Below are 16,212 nucleotides of genomic sequence, written 5' to 3'. Positions count from 1 at the left end.
GACGCGGGCGGCGCCGGGTCCGCGGACGCGGACGAGTGCGCGTAGCGTGGCGGCGGTGCCGGTTCCGGGTTCTGCCGCCACGTCCCGCCGGGCGCCTCGTCGGCGCGCACCTCCTCGTCCCGGTCCGCGGTGCCGTGGTTCCGCAGGTGCCGTCCGTACTCGCGAGGCGCTGCCGGCTAGTCCCCGGACTCCGTGCCGTCCTGCGTCCCGAGCTGGGCCCGCAGCCACTCCTCCACCTCGCCCACATGGGCCGCCGCCGCCGCGCGTGCCGCCTCCGGGTCGCGGGCCAGGAGGGCGCGGTGGATGGCGGCGTGCTCGCGGCGGGTGCGGGCGAAGGCGCCCTCCTCCTGGTAGCCGCGCCAGACACGGGCGCGGAAGGTGCGGGAGGAGAGGCCCTCCAGGATGGCGGCCATGGTCTCGTTGCCCGCGGCGGCGGCGATCTCGCGGTGGAAGGCGAGGTCGTGGGCGAGGATCTCCTCGGGGTCGTCGGTGGCGTTCATCGCCGCCAAGTGCTTCTCCACGGCGGCCAGTTGGTCCCCGGTGATGCGCGCGGCGGCCAATGCGGTGGCTGTCGACTCCAGGGTCCGGCGGACTTCGAGGAGTTCCACCAGGCGCGGGCCCCGGGACAGGTCCGCGACCACCCCGAAGGTCTCCAGCAGATCGCCGGCCTCCAGTGCGGTGACGTAGATCCCGGAGCCGTGCCGGGCCTCCAGGACGCCCATCACGGTCAGGGCGCGGATCGCCTCCCGCATCGAGCTGCGGGAGATGCCCAGCCGGGCCGCCAGGTCCCGCTCGGTGGGCAGCCGCTGGCCGGGCTCCAGCCGGCCCTCGGCGATCATCGCCTTGATCTCCTCGATGGCGCGCTGGGTCACCGTGCCCTTCTGCGGCACTTCTTCCTCGTCCACGCCGCTCCTCCTTCCCCCGGGTGCGCCGCAGTCTAACCAGTCAAGTGGTCCGACCACTACGCCCGGGATCCTCGAATTTTCCGTGCACGAGGGTGTTGACTCGGCCTATTGGTCTGATAAGTATGCCGCGTCTGCTCGAACACCCTCGACGAGGAGCCGCGAGATGCCCGCCAGCACAGTCAGGAAGCGCAGCAGGTCCCGGATCATCGGCGCGGCGGCCCTGGCCGCCGGTGCCTCCCTCATGCTCGCCGCCTGCGGCAGCACCAAGGACACCGCGAGCGCGGGCAGCGGCGGCACCGGCAAGGTCGGCGTGATCCTGCCGCTGCTGACCTCGCCGTTCTGGCAGTCGTACAACGACTACGTGCCCAGGATGGCCAAGTCCGAGGGCGTCGAGGTGCTGAAAACGGTCAACTCCAACAGCGACCCCTCGCAGCAGATCACCGACATCGACAACGAACTCACCCAGGGCGTCAAGGGGTTGGTGGTCGCCCCGCTGGACAGCGCCGCGATCCAGGCCGGACTCGACCAGGCCGAGCGCAAGGGCGTACCCGTGGTCGCCGTGGACGTCGCGCCGGACAAGGGCAAGGTCGCCATGGTGGTGCGTGCCGACAACGTGGCCTACGGCGAGAAGGCCTGCGACTACCTCGGACAGCATGTGAGCAGCGGCAAGGTCGTGCAGATCATGGGCGACCTCGCCTCGGTCAACGGCCGCGACCGCTCCGAGGCCTTCCGGTCCTGCGTGAAGAGGAAGTACCCGAAGCTCAAGGTGCTGGAGATACCCGCCAAGTGGGAGTCCGACACCGCCGCCGCCAAGCTCGACACGCTGCTGGGCGCCAACCCCGACATCAAGGGCATCTATCTCCAGGCAGGCGGCGTCTACCTCGCGCCGACCCTGCAGACCCTGAAGTCCAAGGACATGCTGAAACCGGCCGGGCAGCAGGGCCACATCGCCATCGTCTCCAACGACGGCATCCCCCAGGAGTACGACGCCATCCGCAAGGGCCGGATCGACGCCACCGTCTCCCAGCCCGCCGACGCCTACGCCAAGTACGGCCTGTACTACATCAAGGCGGCGATGGCCGGGAAGACGTTCAAGCCCGGCCCCACCGACCACGGCTCCACGATCGTGAGGCTGCCGGGCGGCATCCTCGAGGACCAGCTCCCCGCCCCGCTGGTCACCAAGGCCAACGTCGACGACCCCACCCTGTGGGGCAACGCGGTCAAATGAGTACGCCGCTGGTCGAAGCCGAGGCCGTCGTCAAACGGTACGGCCCCACCCTCGCCCTCGCCGACGGACGGCTCACCGTGCTGCCCGGCGAGTCCCACGCCCTGGTCGGCCGCAACGGCGCCGGCAAGTCCACCCTGGTCAACGTCCTCACCGGCCTCCAGGCCCCGGACGCGGGCACGGTCCGCTTCGACGGCGAGCCCGCGCCCCCGCTCGCCGACCGGGACGCCTGGCGCCGCAAGGTCGCCTGCGTCTACCAGAAGCCGACGGTCGTCCCGGACCTGACGGTCGCCGAGAACCTGTTCCTCAACCGGCAGCCGACCGGCCGCGGCATCATCAGCTGGCGCCGGCTGCGCCGGGAGGCCACCGAACTCCTCGACACCTGGGACGTGCACGTCGACCCCGAGGCGCGCACCGCCGACCTCAGGGTCGAGGACCGTCAAATGGTGGAGATCGCCCGGGCGTTGAGCTTCGGCGCCCGGTTCATCGTGCTGGACGAACCCACCGCCCAGCTCGACAACCGGGAGATCGAACGGCTCTTCACCCGCATGCGCTCCCTCCAGGGCTCCGGTGTCACCTTCCTGTTCATCTCGCACCACCTCCAGGAGGTGTACGAGGTCTGCCAGACGGTCACCGTGCTGCGCGACGCCCGCTGGATCACCACCGCACCCGTCGCCGAGCTGCCGAAGGCGGCGCTGGTGGAAGCCATGGCGGGGGAGTCCGTCACCGAACAGGCCGTACCCGAGAGGGCAGTTCACGACGGCGCTCCCGCCCTGCTGGAGGCGCACGGGCTCACCTCACCGGCGTACCAGGATATCGACCTCACCGTCCGCCGCGGCGAGGTCGTCGGGCTCGCCGGCTCCAGCGGCAGCGGCAAGACCGAGCTCGCCGAGTCCTTCGCCGGACTGCACACCCCGACCGGCGGCACCGCCCGGCTCGACGGCGAGAGGCTGCCGTTCGGCGACGTACGGGCCGCCCTGCGGGCCGGGGTCGGCTGCGTCCCGCGCGACCGGCACGAGCAGGGACTGGTGCCCGGCATGAGCATCGGCGACAACGCCACGTTGAGCGTGCTGGACCGGCTCGGCCGGGCCGGATTCGTCGCCACCGACGCACGGCGCCGCTTCGCCGCCGAGCTGATCGAACGCCTCGACATCCACGCCGAGGGCCCGGAGCAGCCCGTCTCCGACCTGTCCGGCGGCAACGCCCAGAAGGTCGTGATGGCCCGCGCCCTCGCCTGCGAGCCCCGCCTGCTGGTCCTGATCAACCCGACGGCCGGCGTCGACGTGAAGTCCAAGGAGTCGCTGCTCGCCCGCATGGACGACGCCCGCGACGACGGCACCGCCGTCCTCGTCGTCTCCGACGAACTCGACGACCTGCGCCGCTGCGACCGCGTCCTCGTCCTCTTCCACGGCCGTGTCGTCGCCGAGCACCCGGCCGGCTGGCGCGACCACGAGCTGATCGCCTCCATCGAAGGAGTTGACCATGGCTGACACCCGGGCCGCCCCGCCGCTCGCGGCCCCGAAGAACCCGGACGCCCGGTCGGCCAGGACCGTACTGCTGCGCCGGGCCCGTGAACTCGCACTCGTGCCCGCGCTGTTGCTGCTCATGGTGCTCGGCGCGGCGGTCAACGACTCGTTCCTGACCGAGCGGAACCTGATCTCGATCCTCGGTGCCTCCGCCGCGCTCGCGATGGTCGTGCTCGCCGAGTCCCTCGTGCTGATCACCGGCAAGTTCGACCTCTCCCTGGAGTCGGTGGTCGGCATCGCACCGGCCGTCGGCGCGCTGCTGGTGCTGCCCGCGAGCCAGTCCGGCTGGGGCACCGAGTTCCCGGCCGGGCTCGCCCTGCCGGCGATTCCGGTGGTCGGCGCGGTGATCGGCGCCTTCAACGGCGTCCTCGTCGTGAAGTTCCGGCTCAACGCGTTCATCGTGACGCTCGCGATGCTCATCGTGCTGCGCGGCCTGCTGGTCGGCGCCACCAAGGGCAAGACCCTGTTCGGCATGCCCGACAGCTTCTACTCCCTGGCCACCACCACCTTCCTCAACGTGCCGCTGTCGGTGTGGCTCGCCGCGGTCGCCTTCGCCGTCGCCGGGTTCGTGCTGAAGTACCACCGCACCGGCCGCGCCCTGTACGCGATCGGCGGCAACGCGGACGCCGCCCGCGCGGCCGGTGTCCGGGTGGACCGGGTCATGCTCGGCGTGTACGTGGTCGCGGGCGTCCTCGCCTCGCTCGGCGGGCTGCTGCAGACCGGGTACGTCGGCGCGATCAGCGCCAACCAGGGCCAGAACATGATCTTCACCGTGTTCGCGGCCGCGGTGATCGGCGGCATCGGCCTGGACGGCGGCAAGGGCACCATGTTCGGCGCGCTGACCGGCGTCCTCCTCCTGGGCGTCGTACAGAACCTACTCACCCTCGCCCAGGTGCCGTCGTTCTGGATCCAGGCCATCTACGGCGGGATCATCCTCGTCGCGCTCGTGATCGCGCGCGTGACGACGGGCCGCGCCCAGGACTGACGCTCCCCCCATCTCCGCTGACGGAAAGGACCTCAGTGTCCCAGGCCCCCGCCCGCGTCATCGCGGTCGACACCCACGACATCCGTTTCCCCACCTCGCGCGAGCTGGACGGCTCCGACGCGATGAACCCGGACCCCGACTACTCGGCGGCCTACGTCGTGCTGCGCACCGACGCCGCCGACGGGCACGAGGGACACGGGTTCGTCTTCACCATCGGGCGGGGCAACGACGTCCAGGTCGCCGCGATCGACGCGCTGCGGGACCATGTGCTCGGTCGGGACGTGGCTCAGCTGTGCGCCGACCCGGGCTCGCTCTTCCGGGACCTGATCGGCGACAGCCAGCTGCGCTGGCTCGGCCCCGAGAAGGGCGTGATGCACATGGCGATCGGGGCCGTCGTCAACGCCGTCTGGGACCTCGCCGCCCGCCGGGCCGGAAAGCCACTGTGGCAACTCCTCGCCGACGCCGACCCCGAGTGGCTGGTGGCGCAGATCGACTTCCGGTACATCGCGGACGCGCTCACGCCCGAGGCGGCTCTCGACCTGCTGAGGCGGGGGCGGGCAGGCGCCGGCGAGCGCCGGGCACGGCTGCTGGAGCGCGGCTACCCCGCCTACACCACCTCCCCGGGCTGGCTCGGCTACGACGACGACAAGCTCGGCCGGCTCGCCGCGCAGGCCGTCGCCGACGGCTTCACGCAGATCAAGCTGAAGGTCGGCGCCGACCTCGACGACGACATCCGGCGCTGCCGAGTCGCCCGCGCGGTCGTCGGACCGGACATCCGGCTCGCCGTCGACGCCAACCAGCGCTGGAACGTCGACGAGGCCATCCGCTGGACCAAGGCCCTCGCCGAGTTCGGCCCGTACTGGATCGAGGAGCCCACCAGCCCCGACGACGTCCTCGGCCACGCCACGATCCGCCGCGCCGTGGCCCCGGTGAAGGTCGCCACCGGCGAACACGTGCACAACCGGATCGTGTTCAAGCAACTCCTCCAGGCGGGCGCCCTCGACATCGTCCAGATCGACGCCGCCCGCGTCGCGGGCGTCAACGAGAACCTGGCCATCCTGCTGCTCGCCGCCAGGTTCGGCGTCCCGGTCTGCCCGCACGCGGGCGGGGTCGGCCTGTGCGAACTCGTCCAGCATCTGTCGATGTTCGACTACCTGTGCGTCTCGGGCACCACCGAGGACCGGGTCATCGAGTACGTCGACCACCTCCACGAGCACTTCCGCACCCCGGTCGTCATCCGCGACGGCCACTACACCGCCCCCACCGTCCCCGGCTTCTCCGCCGCGCTGCGCCCGGAGGCCGTCGAGCGGTACACCTTCCCCGGCGGCACCTACTGGGCCGCCGACCCCGACACCCAGAAGGGACAGGCCGCATGAGCGACTTCGAGGGCCTGAAGGCCCTGGTCACCGGCGGTGCGTCCGGCATCGGCCGGGCCACCGCCGACCTTCTCGCCGCCCGTGGCGCCCGGGTCGCCGTCCTCGACCGGGACCCGGCGGACGTCGACAAGCCGCTCCTCGCCTACCGCGCCGACGTCACCGACGACGCCTCGGTGCGCGCGGCCGTCGAGCGCGCCGCCGAGGACCTCGGCGGCCTGGACGTCCTGGTCAACAACGCCGGGATCGGCGCCCAGGGCACCGTCGAGGACAACGACGACGCCGAGTGGCGGCACGTCTTCGACGTCAACGTCCTCGGCATGGTCCGCACCGCCCGCGCCGCCCTCCCGCACCTGCGCCGGTCCGCGCATGCGGCGATCGTCAACACCTGCTCCATCGCGGCCACCGCCGGTCTGCCCCGGCGCGCCCTGTACAGCGCCACCAAGGGCGCCGTGTACTCCCTGACCCTCGCCATGGCCGCCGACCACGTCCGTGAGGGCATCCGCGTCAACTGCGTCAACCCCGGTACGGCGGACACCCCGTGGGTCGGCCGGCTGCTGGACGCGGCCCCCGACCCGGCCGCCGAACGCGCCGCCCTGGAAGCCCGCCAGCCCACCGGCCGGCTGGTCTCCGCCGCCGAAGTGGCGGGGGCCATCGCCTACTTGGCCAGCCCCCTGTCCGGCGCCACCACCGGCACCGCCCTCGCCGTCGACGGCGGCATGCAGGGCCTCAGGCCGCGCCCGGTGGGCCGGTGACGAGGCTCGGCCGCAGCGGCGTCGAGGTCACCCCCCTCGGCTTCGGCGCCGCGACACTCGGCAACCTCTACCGCCCGATGGACGACGAGCAGGCCCACGACACCGTACGGGCCGCCTGGCAGCGCGGCATCCGGTACTTCGACACCGCCCCGCACTACGGCCTCGGCCTGTCCGAACGCCGGCTCGGCGCCGCCCTGCGCGCCTACGACCGCGCCCACTACACGGTCTCCACCAAGGTCGGCCGCCGCCTCGACCCCGCCGACGGCACCGGCGACGACCTGGCCAACGGGTTCGCCGTACCCGCCACCCACCGCCGGGTGTGGGACTTCAGCGCCGACGGGATCCGCCGCACCCTGGAGGCGAGCCTGGACCGCCTCGGCCTGGACCGTGTCGACATCGTCTACCTGCACGATCCGGACGACCACGCCGAGCAGGCCTTCCGCGAGGGCTACCCGGCCCTCGAGAAGCTGCGCGCCGAGGGTGTGGTGGGCGCGATCGGCGCGGGCATGAACCAGGCCGCGATGCTCACCCGGTTCGTCCGCGACACCGACGTGGACGCGGTCCTGTGCGCGGGCCGCTACACGCTGCTCGACCAGAGCGCCGGAACCGAGCTGCTGCCCACGGCCGCCGAGCGCGGGGTGCCGGTCGTCCTCGGCGGCGTGTTCAACTCGGGCCTGCTGGCGGACCCGACGCCCGAGTCGACGTACAACTACAGCCGGACCACACAGGAGTTGCTGGTCCGCGCGCTGCGGATGAAGGCGGTCGCCGAGCGGCACGGCATCACCCTGCGGGCCGCCGCGCTGGCCTTCGCCTCCGCCCACCCGGCCGTCGCCTCCGTCCTGCCCGGCCCCCGCTCCGCAGCCGAAGTCCACGACTGTGCCGACCAGTTCGCGTCCGAAGTCCCACCGGAGTTCTGGCAGGAGCTGCGGGAGTCCGGCCTGCTGCCCCGTAAGGAGGGCCCGTCATGAGAGTCGCCCTGCACACCAAGGTCCGCGCCGACCGGATCGCCGAGTACGAGGCGGCCCATCGCGCCGTCCCGGAGGAACTGACCCGGGCCATCCGGGCCGCCGGTGCCACCTCCTGGACCATCTGGCGCAGCGGCACCGACCTCTTCCACCTGCTGGAGTGCGAGGACTACGCCCGGCTGCTCGCCGAACTGGACCAGCTCCCCGTCAACGTGGCTTGGCAGGCCCGCATGGCCCAGCTGCTCTCCGTCGTGCACGACTACTCCCGTGCCGGCGCGGACGCGGGCCTGCCCGTCGTCTGGGAGCTGCCGTGACCGTCGACGCCCACCACCACGTCTGGGACCTGTCCGTCCGCGACCAGGACTGGATCCCCGAGGGCAGCCCGCTCAGGCGCGACTTCACCCTGGCCGACCTGGAACCCGAGGCGAGGGCGGCCGGAGTCACCCGGACGGTCCTCGTCCAGACGGTCACCGTGCCCGAGGAGACCCCCGAGTTCCTGGCCCTGGCCGACGCACACGACCTGATCGCCGCTGTCGTCGGCTGGACCGACCTCACCCGCCCGGACGTGGCCGACGAACTGGCCCGGCTGCGCGAACGGCCCGGCGGGGTCTTCCTGAAGGGCATCCGGCACCAGGTCCAGAGCGAACCCGACCCTCAGTGGCTGCTGCGTCCGGACGTACACCGGGGCCTGACCGCCGTCGCGGACGCGGGGCTCGTGTACGACCTCGTCGTCCTGCCGCACCAGCTCCCGGCCTGCGCGAAGGCGGCCCAGGCTCTCCCGCACCTCACGTTCGTCCTCGACCACTTGGGCAAACCGCCCATCGCGAGCGGTGCCCTCGAACCCTGGGCCACGGACCTGCGCGCCCTTGCCGCCCTGCCCAACACCGTCTGCAAGGTCTCCGGCATGGTCACGGAGGCCGGCCCGGACTCCCGGACCGTCGACGATCTGCGCCCCTACGCCGAGACCGCCTTGGAGGCCTTCGGCCCCGACCGCCTGATGTTCGGCTCCGACTGGCCCGTGTGCACATCGGCGGCCACCTACACCGAAGTGCACGCCATCATGGCCGAATTGACCGCGGACCTCGGCGAGGCGGACCGCCGGGCCCTCTTCCAGGACACCGCCACAGCCGTCTACGGTCTGTGACCCGACCCGCGACTCTTCGTCTCCCACGGCGTGGGCGGTGTGCGCCCCGGCAACCTGTACCTCACAATGCCGCCATGACCGATGATCAATCTCCTGCTCCCGATGCTCCGTTGCTGCGAGGTCCCGAGGACGGTGAACTCATCGACGTCGCCGGCGTCGCGCACTTCTTCCGGCTCACCGGCGAGCACACGGGCGGGCGCTTCGCCTGCGAGGAGTTCAGCCTCGCCCCGGGCACCATGGGCGCCAGGCCGCACGTGCACGACGGACACGACGAGTACTTCTACGTCCTCGAGGGCGAGTTGACGCTGCACACCGGCGACGGCGAGGTGACGGCCGGCCCCGGTCACCTGCTCGCCGCCACCCGCGGCACCCCGCACGGTTTCCGCAACGCCGGCCCGGTTCCGGCACGCGCGCTGTGCCTCTACACCCCGGCCGGGTACGAGAACTACTTCCGCGACGTGCATGCCGCCGTGAGCGCCGGTGCCGAGGTGACCGACGAGCTGCTGGCCGAGTTCCGCAGCCGCTACCGGACCCGGTCGCACCAGGTGCCCTCGGAGGGGCGCCAGGACCCGTAGGCCGGGCCTTCGGGCCGCGGGGCCCGGCCGCTCAGGACCGCCCGGCCACCTCCGCCAGCCTGGTCGGCGGCAGATACTCGCGGACATACGTGCGCTCCCAGCACGCCCCCGACTCCCGCAGCTCCCGCCAGGTGGTGTAGCGGTAGCGGAAGAGCCGGGCCCGGATGTAACGGGGCGGGCTGTCCGGCGGGAAGGGGGAGCGGCGCAGCAGGCGCAGGGTGTCGCGGTCGTTCTCCAGCAGCCGCTCCACCAGAGCCCCGAACCAGTCGCCGGCATAGGCGGGGGACAGCGCCGCGAACCACATCAGCCAGTCCAGGCGCAGATGGTAGGGGGCGAACTGGCGCGGCCAGTGCCGGGTGTCCCCGGGCTTGCCCCGGAACTCGTACTCCCGCCAGTCGGAGTCCTCACGCGGTAGGTCGTCCAGCGTGCCCTCGACCACCACCTCGTAGCGGACGCGGCTGACGCTGCCGAACGCGCCGTAGGTGTTCACCAGGTGCAACGGGTCGAAGGAGCGGTTCATGATCTGGCGGCGGGAGATCATGTTCATCACCGGGTGGTAGCTCAGGAAGAGCAGCAGCGCGGCGACCGCGAGCACCGGGACCTCGTAACCCAGCGGCGCCGCCGGCACGGACGGCGCGGACGCGGGGAACCGCAGCGCGGACAGGGCCAGCACGATGGTGATCCAGTTCAGCCAGGAGAAGTTGCCGGACAGCACCAGCCACAGCTGGGTGACGATCATCAGGGCGGCGGCGGCCGAGGCGATGGGCTGCGGTGTGAACAGCAGCACCGGTACGACCAGTTGGGTGAGGTGGTTGGCGGCCACCTCCACCCGGTGCAGCGGCTTCGGCAGATGGTGGAAGAACCAGCTCAGGGGGCCCGGCATGGGCTGTGTCTCATGGTGGTAGTACAGGCAGGTCAGTTTCCGCCAGCAGGCGTCGCCCCGCAACTTGATCAGCCCGGCGCCGAACTCGACCCGGAACAGGATCCAGCGCAGCAGGAACAGCACGACGACCGGCGGCGCCACCTCGTCGTTGCCGAGGAACGCGGCCAGGAACCCCGTCTCCAGCAGCAGTGACTCCCAGCCGAACGCGTACCACGTCTGGCCCACGTTGACGATCGACAGATACAGCGCCCACGGCATCAGCCACAGCAGGATCCCGGCCCACAGCGGCAGCAGGGAGTCCGCGCCGGCGAGCAGCGCCGCCGACACCGCGCACCCGGCCCAGGCGCAGCCCGCGAAGAAGCGGTCGGAGTAGTGCAGATGGAACAGGCTCGGCGCCCGTCTGAAGGGCGCCCGCGCCACGAAACGGGGGATCGGCAGCATGCCGCGTTCGCCCAGCAGGGCCCGGAACTGCAGGGCCGCCGTCAGGAACGCGAACAGGTACACGGCGGCCAGAGCCCGCTGGAAGACCAGCCGGGTCAGCCAGTAGTCGGGAGCGGTGAACCAGTTCACGGCTGTGCGCGCCCTTCGTCGCGGCTAAACCGCCGGTGTCGTCTTCATCATGACGTGCTCCCGAGTTGCCAGCCAAACGGGCGCAATGCACACAATGGGGTGTAGTCACCCACAGTGATGCGGAGTGTACGGTGCGGATACCCACCGGATCCATCGTCATGGCCTGCGCCTTCTCGGTGGCGCTCCTGCTCGCCGGCTGCGCCCGCCCCGGCGTGAAGGAGGCCCGGATGGGCGAGGACGTCTACCTGCTGCCCGCCGCGGTCCAAGGGCCCGACCCCTTCACCGGCTCCACGGTCACCTCGACCGCCGCGCCCACAACGCCCGGTGGCAAGAGCACCGATCCCAGCGCGCCCCCCGGTACCGGTACGCCGCGTCCCACCGCCACCGGGCCGCCCGACTCCGCGTCCCCCCGCCCGGCGCTGCCCGCCGCCCTGGTCGTCGTACCCCTGCGTGCGATGCGCGTCCTGTCCGGCGCCACCCCCGGCCTCTACGGCGGCACCGCGGGCGTCGCCGGCTGTGACGTCGAGCGGCAGGTCGGATACCTGACGGCGGACCGGTCCCGGGGGGCGGCCTTCGCCCGCGCGGCCGGTGTCCCCGTGAACGGCCTTCCCGGCCATCTGCGCGGTCTGACCCCGGTCCTGCTGCGCGCCGACACCCGGGTCACCGACCACGGCTACCGCGACGGCCGGGCGGTCGGCTACCAGGCCGTGCTCCAGGCCGGCACCGCGGTCCTGGTCGACGACCGCGGTATGCCCCGCGTGCGCTGCGCCTGCGGCAATCCGCTGGGCTCGCCCGCGCCGACACCCGGGGGCTTCGGCGCCCGGGGCAGCGCCTGGTCCGGCTACCGGCCGGGCCAGGTGATCGCGGTGGCCCCGGCGCCCCGGCCCGTCACCAGCATCACCATCGTCAACGTCGAGACACGTACCTGGATCGAACGCCGGATCGGCCACGACGTGCGCGACGACCAGATCGTGCCGGCGCCCGCCCGGGCCACCGCCCCGCCCGGCAGCCCCACCCCGGCGGACACCGCTGCGCTGGGTACCGCACCGCCGCACAGCGCCCCGCCCAGCCCGCCGGGTTCTTCTCCCGGCGCGACCGGATGGCCGCCCAGGGTCGTCACCCCGACGCCACCGGAACGGCCCGCCGGACGGAGCAGCTCGGCCCCCGGTGCGACCGACCCGCCGACCTCGTCGTCCCTCGGTCTCACCCCGGACACGCCCGGCGTCGCCCTGCCCGGTATCCCCGACGCGCCCTACGAATTCGGGCCGTTCGACGACATCGGCCCACCCGGCCTCGCCGACCGCGGCGGTCCGGTCCCGGACGGGCCACCGGGCCTCGGCTCCGGCGCCGTACCCGGCGCCACGGACGGCGGCCCCGTCGCGGGCCTCCCCGACGGCCGAGCCTTCCCGTACCGGCCGCGCCCGCCTGGAACGCCCTGACGATCAGCTCGAAGAATCGAGTAAATCCTGGCAAGGTGGGCGCATGACAGAGCGGGGAGCGAGTGCCCTGTCTCTCCCGGAGGACTGGCCCGCCCACCCGGACCCGTTCCTGGCGCTCAACCGCATGGGCACCTTCGACTGGGACCTGGACACGGGCCTGATCCACATGGACGCCCTGGCGTACGAGGTGTTCGACCTGGCGCCCGAGGACTTCGACGGACGCCCGGAGTCGCTGGGCGCCCGGGTGCCGCGGTCCGAGGCCGCCCGGCTGGACGCGGTGGTGGCCCGGGCCATCAAGGACGGCAGCGAGAACTACGGGGCCTACTTCCGCATACGCTGCCGCGACGGCACCCCGCGCTGGACCCACACCCAGGGCTGTATCCGCCGGGACGGCACCGGCCGCCCGCGCCGGGTCGTCGGCATCGTCCGTGACGCCACCGAGGAACTCGCCGACAGTGAGGCACGCAGCCTGCGCACGGCCCAGGACGAGGCGTTCCGCCGGCAGACCAACGTCGTCCAGGCCGTCTCGGCCTCCCTCGCCCACGCCCGCACCGTCCAGGACGTCATCGACGCCCTCAAGGACACCCACGGCATCCGCCATCTCGGCGCGGCCAGCCTGGTGATGGGGCTGGTGGAGGCCGGCCGGATCCGGCTCGTCGCCGAGGGCCCCGCCGGTGCCTCCGTCCCCGGCACCCAGATCACCCGGATCGACGAGCCGTACCCGATCAGCGAGGTCGTCCGCACGCTCGTCCCGCGGTTCATCGAGTCCCCGGAGGAATTCGCCGAGGGCTATCCGATCCTCTGGCCGCACATCACCGAGCTGCACATCACCTCCGCCGCCTATCTGCCGCTGATCGCCCAGGCCCGCGCGATCGGCGGGATGGGCCTGCTCTACAGCGACCGGCGCGGCTTCTCCAGCGAGGAGCGCGCCGTCCTGGTCGCGCTCGGCAGCAGCGTCGCACAGAGCCTGCAGCGGGCCATGCTCTACGAGCAGGAGAAGGACCTCGCGCAGAGCCTGCAGCAGGCCATGCTGCCCCGCACCATCCCCAGCGTCCGCGGCGCCGACATCGCCGTCCGCTACCGGTCGGCCGCCCTGGGCCGGGACATCGGCGGCGACTGGTACGACCTGATCCCGCTGCCCGGCGGCCGGGTCGGCGCGGTCATCGGCGACGTCCAGGGCCACGACACCCACGCGGCGGCCGTCATGGGCCAGCTGCGGATCGTGCTGCGCGCCTACGCGGCCGAGGGCCACACCCCGGCCGCCGTGATGGCCCGCGCCTCCGTCTTCCTGCACGAACTCGACACCGACCGCTTCGCCACCTGCCTGTACGCCGAGGCCGACCTGTCCACCGGGGTGGTGCAGGCCGTCCGTGCCGGGCACATCGACCCGCTGATCCGGCACAGCGACGGCACCTGTTCCCGGGCCCCGGTCGACGGCGGGCTGCCGCTCGGGCTCTCCGCGGAGTTCGGCCGCCTCGAGTACCCCGTCTCCACCCTCGAACTCGACCCCGGCCACACCCTGCTGCTGTGCACCGACGGGCTCGTCGAACAGCCCGGCGCCGACCTCGACGACGGCATGCGCCGGCTCACGACGCTCGTCGCGAGCGGCCCCGAGGACGTGCGCGAACTCGCCGACCGGCTGATCCAGCTGGCCGAGGAGTGGGGCGGCAACGACGACGTGGCGCTGCTCCTGCTGCGCCGGCGCGTCCCGGTGGCCCCGCGTCCCGGCGGCCGGCTGCAGCAGCATGTGGCACCCGGCGACCCGGAGGCCCTCTCCCAGGCCCGGCACCTGATCCGGGCCGCCGTCCGCTCCTGGGGCTACCGCACCCACGCCGACGAGATCGAGCTGGTCGCCGACGAACTGATCACCAACGCGCTGATGCACACCGAGGGCTCCGCGATCGTGACCCTGCGGGCCCTCACCGACGGAGACCACAGGCTGCGGATCGAGGTCGAGGACTCCTCCAGCGCCCTGCCGCGCCGCCGCGAGGCGGGGGAGGAGGGCGTCTCCGGCCGGGGCCTGCTGCTCGTGGAACAGCTGGCCGACGCGTGGGGCGTGGAGGCGCGGGGCGGTGGCAAGGCGGTGTGGTGCGAGTTCCGCCAGGACGGCTGAGGCGGCTGAGGCGGCTCGTCGGGGGAGCGTTGTCAGAGCCGGATGGCACTCTTGACGTATGCCGGAACTGCCCGAGGTAGAAGCGCTGAAGGACTTCCTCACCGAGCACCTGGTCGGCCGCCGGGTGGCGCGGGTGCTGCCGGCCGCCGTGAGCGTCCTGAAGACGTACGACCCTCCGGTCACCGCCTTCGAGGGCGCCGAGGTGACCGCCGTGCGCCGGTACGGCAAGTTCCTGGACCTGACGGCGGACAGCGGGCTGCATCTGGTGACCCACCTGGCCCGCGCGGGCTGGCTGCAGTGGAAGGACCGGCTGCCCGACGGCCCGCCCAAGCCGGGCAAGGGCCCGCTCGCGCTGCGTGTGGCGCTGGAGACCGGCGAGGGCTTCGACCTCACCGAGGCCGGCACCCAGAAACGTCTCGCGGTGTACGTCGTCCGTGATCCGCGGCAGGTCGAGGGCATCGCCCGCCTCGGCCCGGACCCGCTCGCCGCCGATTTCGACGAGGGCCGCTTCGCCGCCCTCCTCAAGGACGAGAGACGTCAGCTGAAGGGCGCCCTGCGGGACCAGTCCCTGATCGCGGGCGTCGGCAACGCCTACAGCGACGAGATCCTGCACGCCGCGAAGATGTCCCCGTTCAAGCTCGCCGCCTCCCTGACCCCGCAGGAGACCCACCGGCTCTACGAGGCGCTGCGCACCACGCTCACCGAGGCGGTCGAGCGCTCCCGAGGCGTGGCCGCGGGACGGCTGAAGGCCGAGAAGAAGAGCGGCCTGCGCGTCCACGGCCGCACCGGCGAGCCCTGCCCGGTGTGCGGCGATGCCATCCGCGAGGTCTCCTTCAGCGACTCCTCGCTGCAGTACTGCCCGACCTGCCAGACGGGCGGCAAGCCGCTGGCGGACCGCAGACTGTCCCGGCTGCTGAAATGAGGCCTGCCGGCTAGGACGCCTCGACGGACACCAGGTGCTGACCGTCCGTGGTGCGCACGTCGTAGCGGGCGATGTCGTCGGGGCGCATCGTGGAGGAACCGAGCGCGCTGAAGGTACTGGTGTCGTGGCCGGGCTCCATCCAGGTGCCCGCGACCTCCTCGGAGCCGTCGCGGCCCACGACGACGAGCCGGCAGACATGCGGACCCGTGCCGTCCTTCACCCGCAGGAGCAGCCGGCTGCCGGTGTCGCCCTGGTCGGCCGTGACCTCGGCCCACACCCCGGTCTTCGCATCGGTCGCCGCGGTGATGTGCGCGCTCGGCTTCTCATGGCCGGCGAAGGCCATGATCCCCGGACCGGCCACGGCCAGCACCACGGAGGCGGCCAGGCCGTACAGAAAGCGCCGACGGCGCGCCCGCTGCCGGTGCGCGACCTCGCCGAGCAGCCGGTCCAGCAGCCGGGGACCGGGCTGTGTCATGGGGTGCACAAAGCGCGGCGTGGCCCGGCGGTACAGCAACAACTGCCGTGTGGCCGGCCCGAATTCGGTCACCTGGGCCGCGCACTGAGAGCACTCCATGAGGTGGTCCTCGAAGCGGAAGGCCTCCGCCTCGTCCAGCACGCCGAGCGCGTACGCGCCGACGTCGCGATGCCTTTCCAGGGACCTCATGCCGAATCCTCGTGCCGATGGGTGCGGGTGGGGTTACTCCGTGCACCCATCCGTACGCAGCCGACAGCCGAATCACTCAAGCCACCCGCAGAATCACGGACAAGAGATTCGGAGCCGCGCGGCCCGCGGATTGGTCCGATTGCGGAAAACTTCGGAACGGGCCGGAAA

The 16,212-nt window shown here is 72.4% G+C and carries 15 protein-coding genes; 12 read left to right on the top strand and 3 right to left on the bottom strand.

The genetic code is table 11. The features are described from left to right. Positions 1–176: 176 nt before the first annotated feature. Positions 177–905, bottom strand: a complete 729-nt coding sequence (locus tag BFF78_RS04990) for a FadR/GntR family transcriptional regulator (RefSeq protein ID WP_069777145.1) — start codon at positions 903–905, stop codon at positions 177–179. Positions 906–1,068: 163 nt separating this feature from the next. Between BFF78_RS04990 and BFF78_RS04985 the strand changes: the two genes are divergently transcribed. The 9 genes from BFF78_RS04985 (at position 1,069) to BFF78_RS04945 (ending at position 9,453) form a co-directional block, all read left to right on the top strand. Then, on the top strand, positions 1,069–2,133 hold the full coding sequence (locus BFF78_RS04985; RefSeq protein ID WP_069777144.1) for a sugar ABC transporter substrate-binding protein: 1,065 nt from the start codon (positions 1,069–1,071) through the stop codon (positions 2,131–2,133). Beyond that, positions 2,130–3,620 carry a sugar ABC transporter ATP-binding protein gene (locus tag BFF78_RS04980; protein ID WP_069777143.1) on the top strand — a complete coding sequence of 497 codons (1,491 nt, stop codon included), beginning with the start codon at positions 2,130–2,132 and terminating at the stop codon, positions 3,618–3,620. Before BFF78_RS04985 ends, BFF78_RS04980 begins: the two co-directional genes overlap by 4 nt. Further along, a complete protein-coding gene (locus BFF78_RS04975) occupies positions 3,613–4,641 on the top strand; it encodes an ABC transporter permease (RefSeq protein ID WP_069777142.1) in 1,029 nt (342 codons plus the stop codon). Before BFF78_RS04980 ends, BFF78_RS04975 begins: the two co-directional genes overlap by 8 nt. A 35-nt stretch (positions 4,642–4,676) precedes the next feature. Further along, a complete protein-coding gene (locus BFF78_RS04970; protein ID WP_069777141.1) occupies positions 4,677–6,017 on the top strand; it encodes an L-fuconate dehydratase in 1,341 nt (446 codons plus the stop codon). Further along, positions 6,014–6,769, top strand: a complete 756-nt coding sequence (locus tag BFF78_RS04965) for an SDR family NAD(P)-dependent oxidoreductase (protein ID WP_069777140.1) — start codon at positions 6,014–6,016, stop codon at positions 6,767–6,769. Before BFF78_RS04970 ends, BFF78_RS04965 begins: the two co-directional genes overlap by 4 nt. After that, positions 6,766–7,737 carry an aldo/keto reductase gene (locus tag BFF78_RS04960; RefSeq protein ID WP_069777139.1) on the top strand — a complete coding sequence of 324 codons (972 nt, stop codon included), beginning with the start codon at positions 6,766–6,768 and terminating at the stop codon, positions 7,735–7,737. Before BFF78_RS04965 ends, BFF78_RS04960 begins: the two co-directional genes overlap by 4 nt. After that, the gene (locus BFF78_RS04955; RefSeq protein WP_069777138.1) at positions 7,734–8,048 is read left to right on the top strand and encodes an L-rhamnose mutarotase; all 315 of its coding nucleotides are present in this window, start codon (positions 7,734–7,736) and stop codon (positions 8,046–8,048) included. Before BFF78_RS04960 ends, BFF78_RS04955 begins: the two co-directional genes overlap by 4 nt. Then, on the top strand, positions 8,045–8,878 hold the full coding sequence (locus BFF78_RS04950; protein ID WP_069777137.1) for an amidohydrolase family protein: 834 nt from the start codon (positions 8,045–8,047) through the stop codon (positions 8,876–8,878). The genes BFF78_RS04955 and BFF78_RS04950 overlap by 4 nt, the downstream gene beginning before the upstream one ends. Positions 8,879–8,952: 74 nt before the next feature. Beyond that, entirely contained in the window at positions 8,953–9,453 is a 501-nt protein-coding gene (locus tag BFF78_RS04945) for a cupin domain-containing protein (protein WP_069777136.1), read from the top strand. Between the two features lie 31 nt (positions 9,454–9,484). On the opposite strand, the gene BFF78_RS04940 is transcribed toward BFF78_RS04945, so the two are convergent. Further along, positions 9,485–10,906: a lipase maturation factor family protein gene (locus tag BFF78_RS04940; RefSeq protein ID WP_069777135.1), complete on the bottom strand. Its 1,422-nt coding sequence runs from the start codon at positions 10,904–10,906 to the stop codon at positions 9,485–9,487. Positions 10,907–11,037: 131 nt separating this feature from the next. On the opposite strand from BFF78_RS04940, the gene BFF78_RS04935 reads away from it, so the two are divergent. Genes BFF78_RS04935 through BFF78_RS04925 form a run of 3 tightly spaced genes read left to right on the top strand, consistent with a single transcriptional unit; the run spans position 11,038 to position 15,380 of the window. After that, complete coding sequence (locus tag BFF78_RS04935; protein WP_069777134.1) at positions 11,038–12,345, top strand: DUF6777 domain-containing protein; 1,308 nt, start codon at positions 11,038–11,040, stop codon at positions 12,343–12,345. A 43-nt stretch (positions 12,346–12,388) separates the two neighbouring features. Then, on the top strand, positions 12,389–14,458 hold the full coding sequence (locus BFF78_RS04930) for a SpoIIE family protein phosphatase (RefSeq protein WP_069777133.1): 2,070 nt from the start codon (positions 12,389–12,391) through the stop codon (positions 14,456–14,458). 58 nt (positions 14,459–14,516) lie between these two features. After that, positions 14,517–15,380: an Fpg/Nei family DNA glycosylase gene (locus BFF78_RS04925; RefSeq protein ID WP_069777132.1), complete on the top strand. Its 864-nt coding sequence runs from the start codon at positions 14,517–14,519 to the stop codon at positions 15,378–15,380. A gap of 10 nt (positions 15,381–15,390) precedes the next feature. Here BFF78_RS04925 and BFF78_RS04920 read toward each other — a convergent pair whose 3' ends face one another. Beyond that, positions 15,391–16,044: a zf-HC2 domain-containing protein gene (locus BFF78_RS04920; protein ID WP_069777131.1), complete on the bottom strand. Its 654-nt coding sequence runs from the start codon at positions 16,042–16,044 to the stop codon at positions 15,391–15,393. Between the last annotated feature and the right edge of the window lie 168 nt (positions 16,045–16,212).

The sequence above is a fragment of the Streptomyces fodineus genome (assembly GCF_001735805.1).
Taxonomy (GTDB): Bacteria; Actinomycetota; Actinomycetes; order Streptomycetales; family Streptomycetaceae; genus Streptomyces; species Streptomyces fodineus.
Note: the sequence above shows the minus strand (reverse complement) of the source record. Positions and strands in the feature narration are given on the sequence as shown.

Coding starts and splice junctions, on each gene's coding strand:
- BFF78_RS04965 (WP_069777140.1), top strand. CDS start 6,014: ATGAGCGACTTCGAGGGCCTGAAGGCCCTGGTCACCGGCGGTGCGTCC.
- BFF78_RS04930 (WP_069777133.1), top strand. CDS start 12,389: ATGACAGAGCGGGGAGCGAGTGCCCTGTCTCTCCCGGAGGACTGGCCC.
- BFF78_RS04975 (WP_069777142.1), top strand. CDS start 3,613: ATGGCTGACACCCGGGCCGCCCCGCCGCTCGCGGCCCCGAAGAACCCG.
- BFF78_RS04980 (WP_069777143.1), top strand. CDS start 2,130: ATGAGTACGCCGCTGGTCGAAGCCGAGGCCGTCGTCAAACGGTACGGC.
- BFF78_RS04955 (WP_069777138.1), top strand. CDS start 7,734: ATGAGAGTCGCCCTGCACACCAAGGTCCGCGCCGACCGGATCGCCGAG.
- BFF78_RS04925 (WP_069777132.1), top strand. CDS start 14,517: ATGCCGGAACTGCCCGAGGTAGAAGCGCTGAAGGACTTCCTCACCGAG.
- BFF78_RS04945 (WP_069777136.1), top strand. CDS start 8,953: ATGACCGATGATCAATCTCCTGCTCCCGATGCTCCGTTGCTGCGAGGT.
- BFF78_RS04985 (WP_069777144.1), top strand. CDS start 1,069: ATGCCCGCCAGCACAGTCAGGAAGCGCAGCAGGTCCCGGATCATCGGC.
- BFF78_RS04920 (WP_069777131.1), bottom strand. CDS start 16,044: ATGAGGTCCCTGGAAAGGCATCGCGACGTCGGCGCGTACGCGCTCGGC.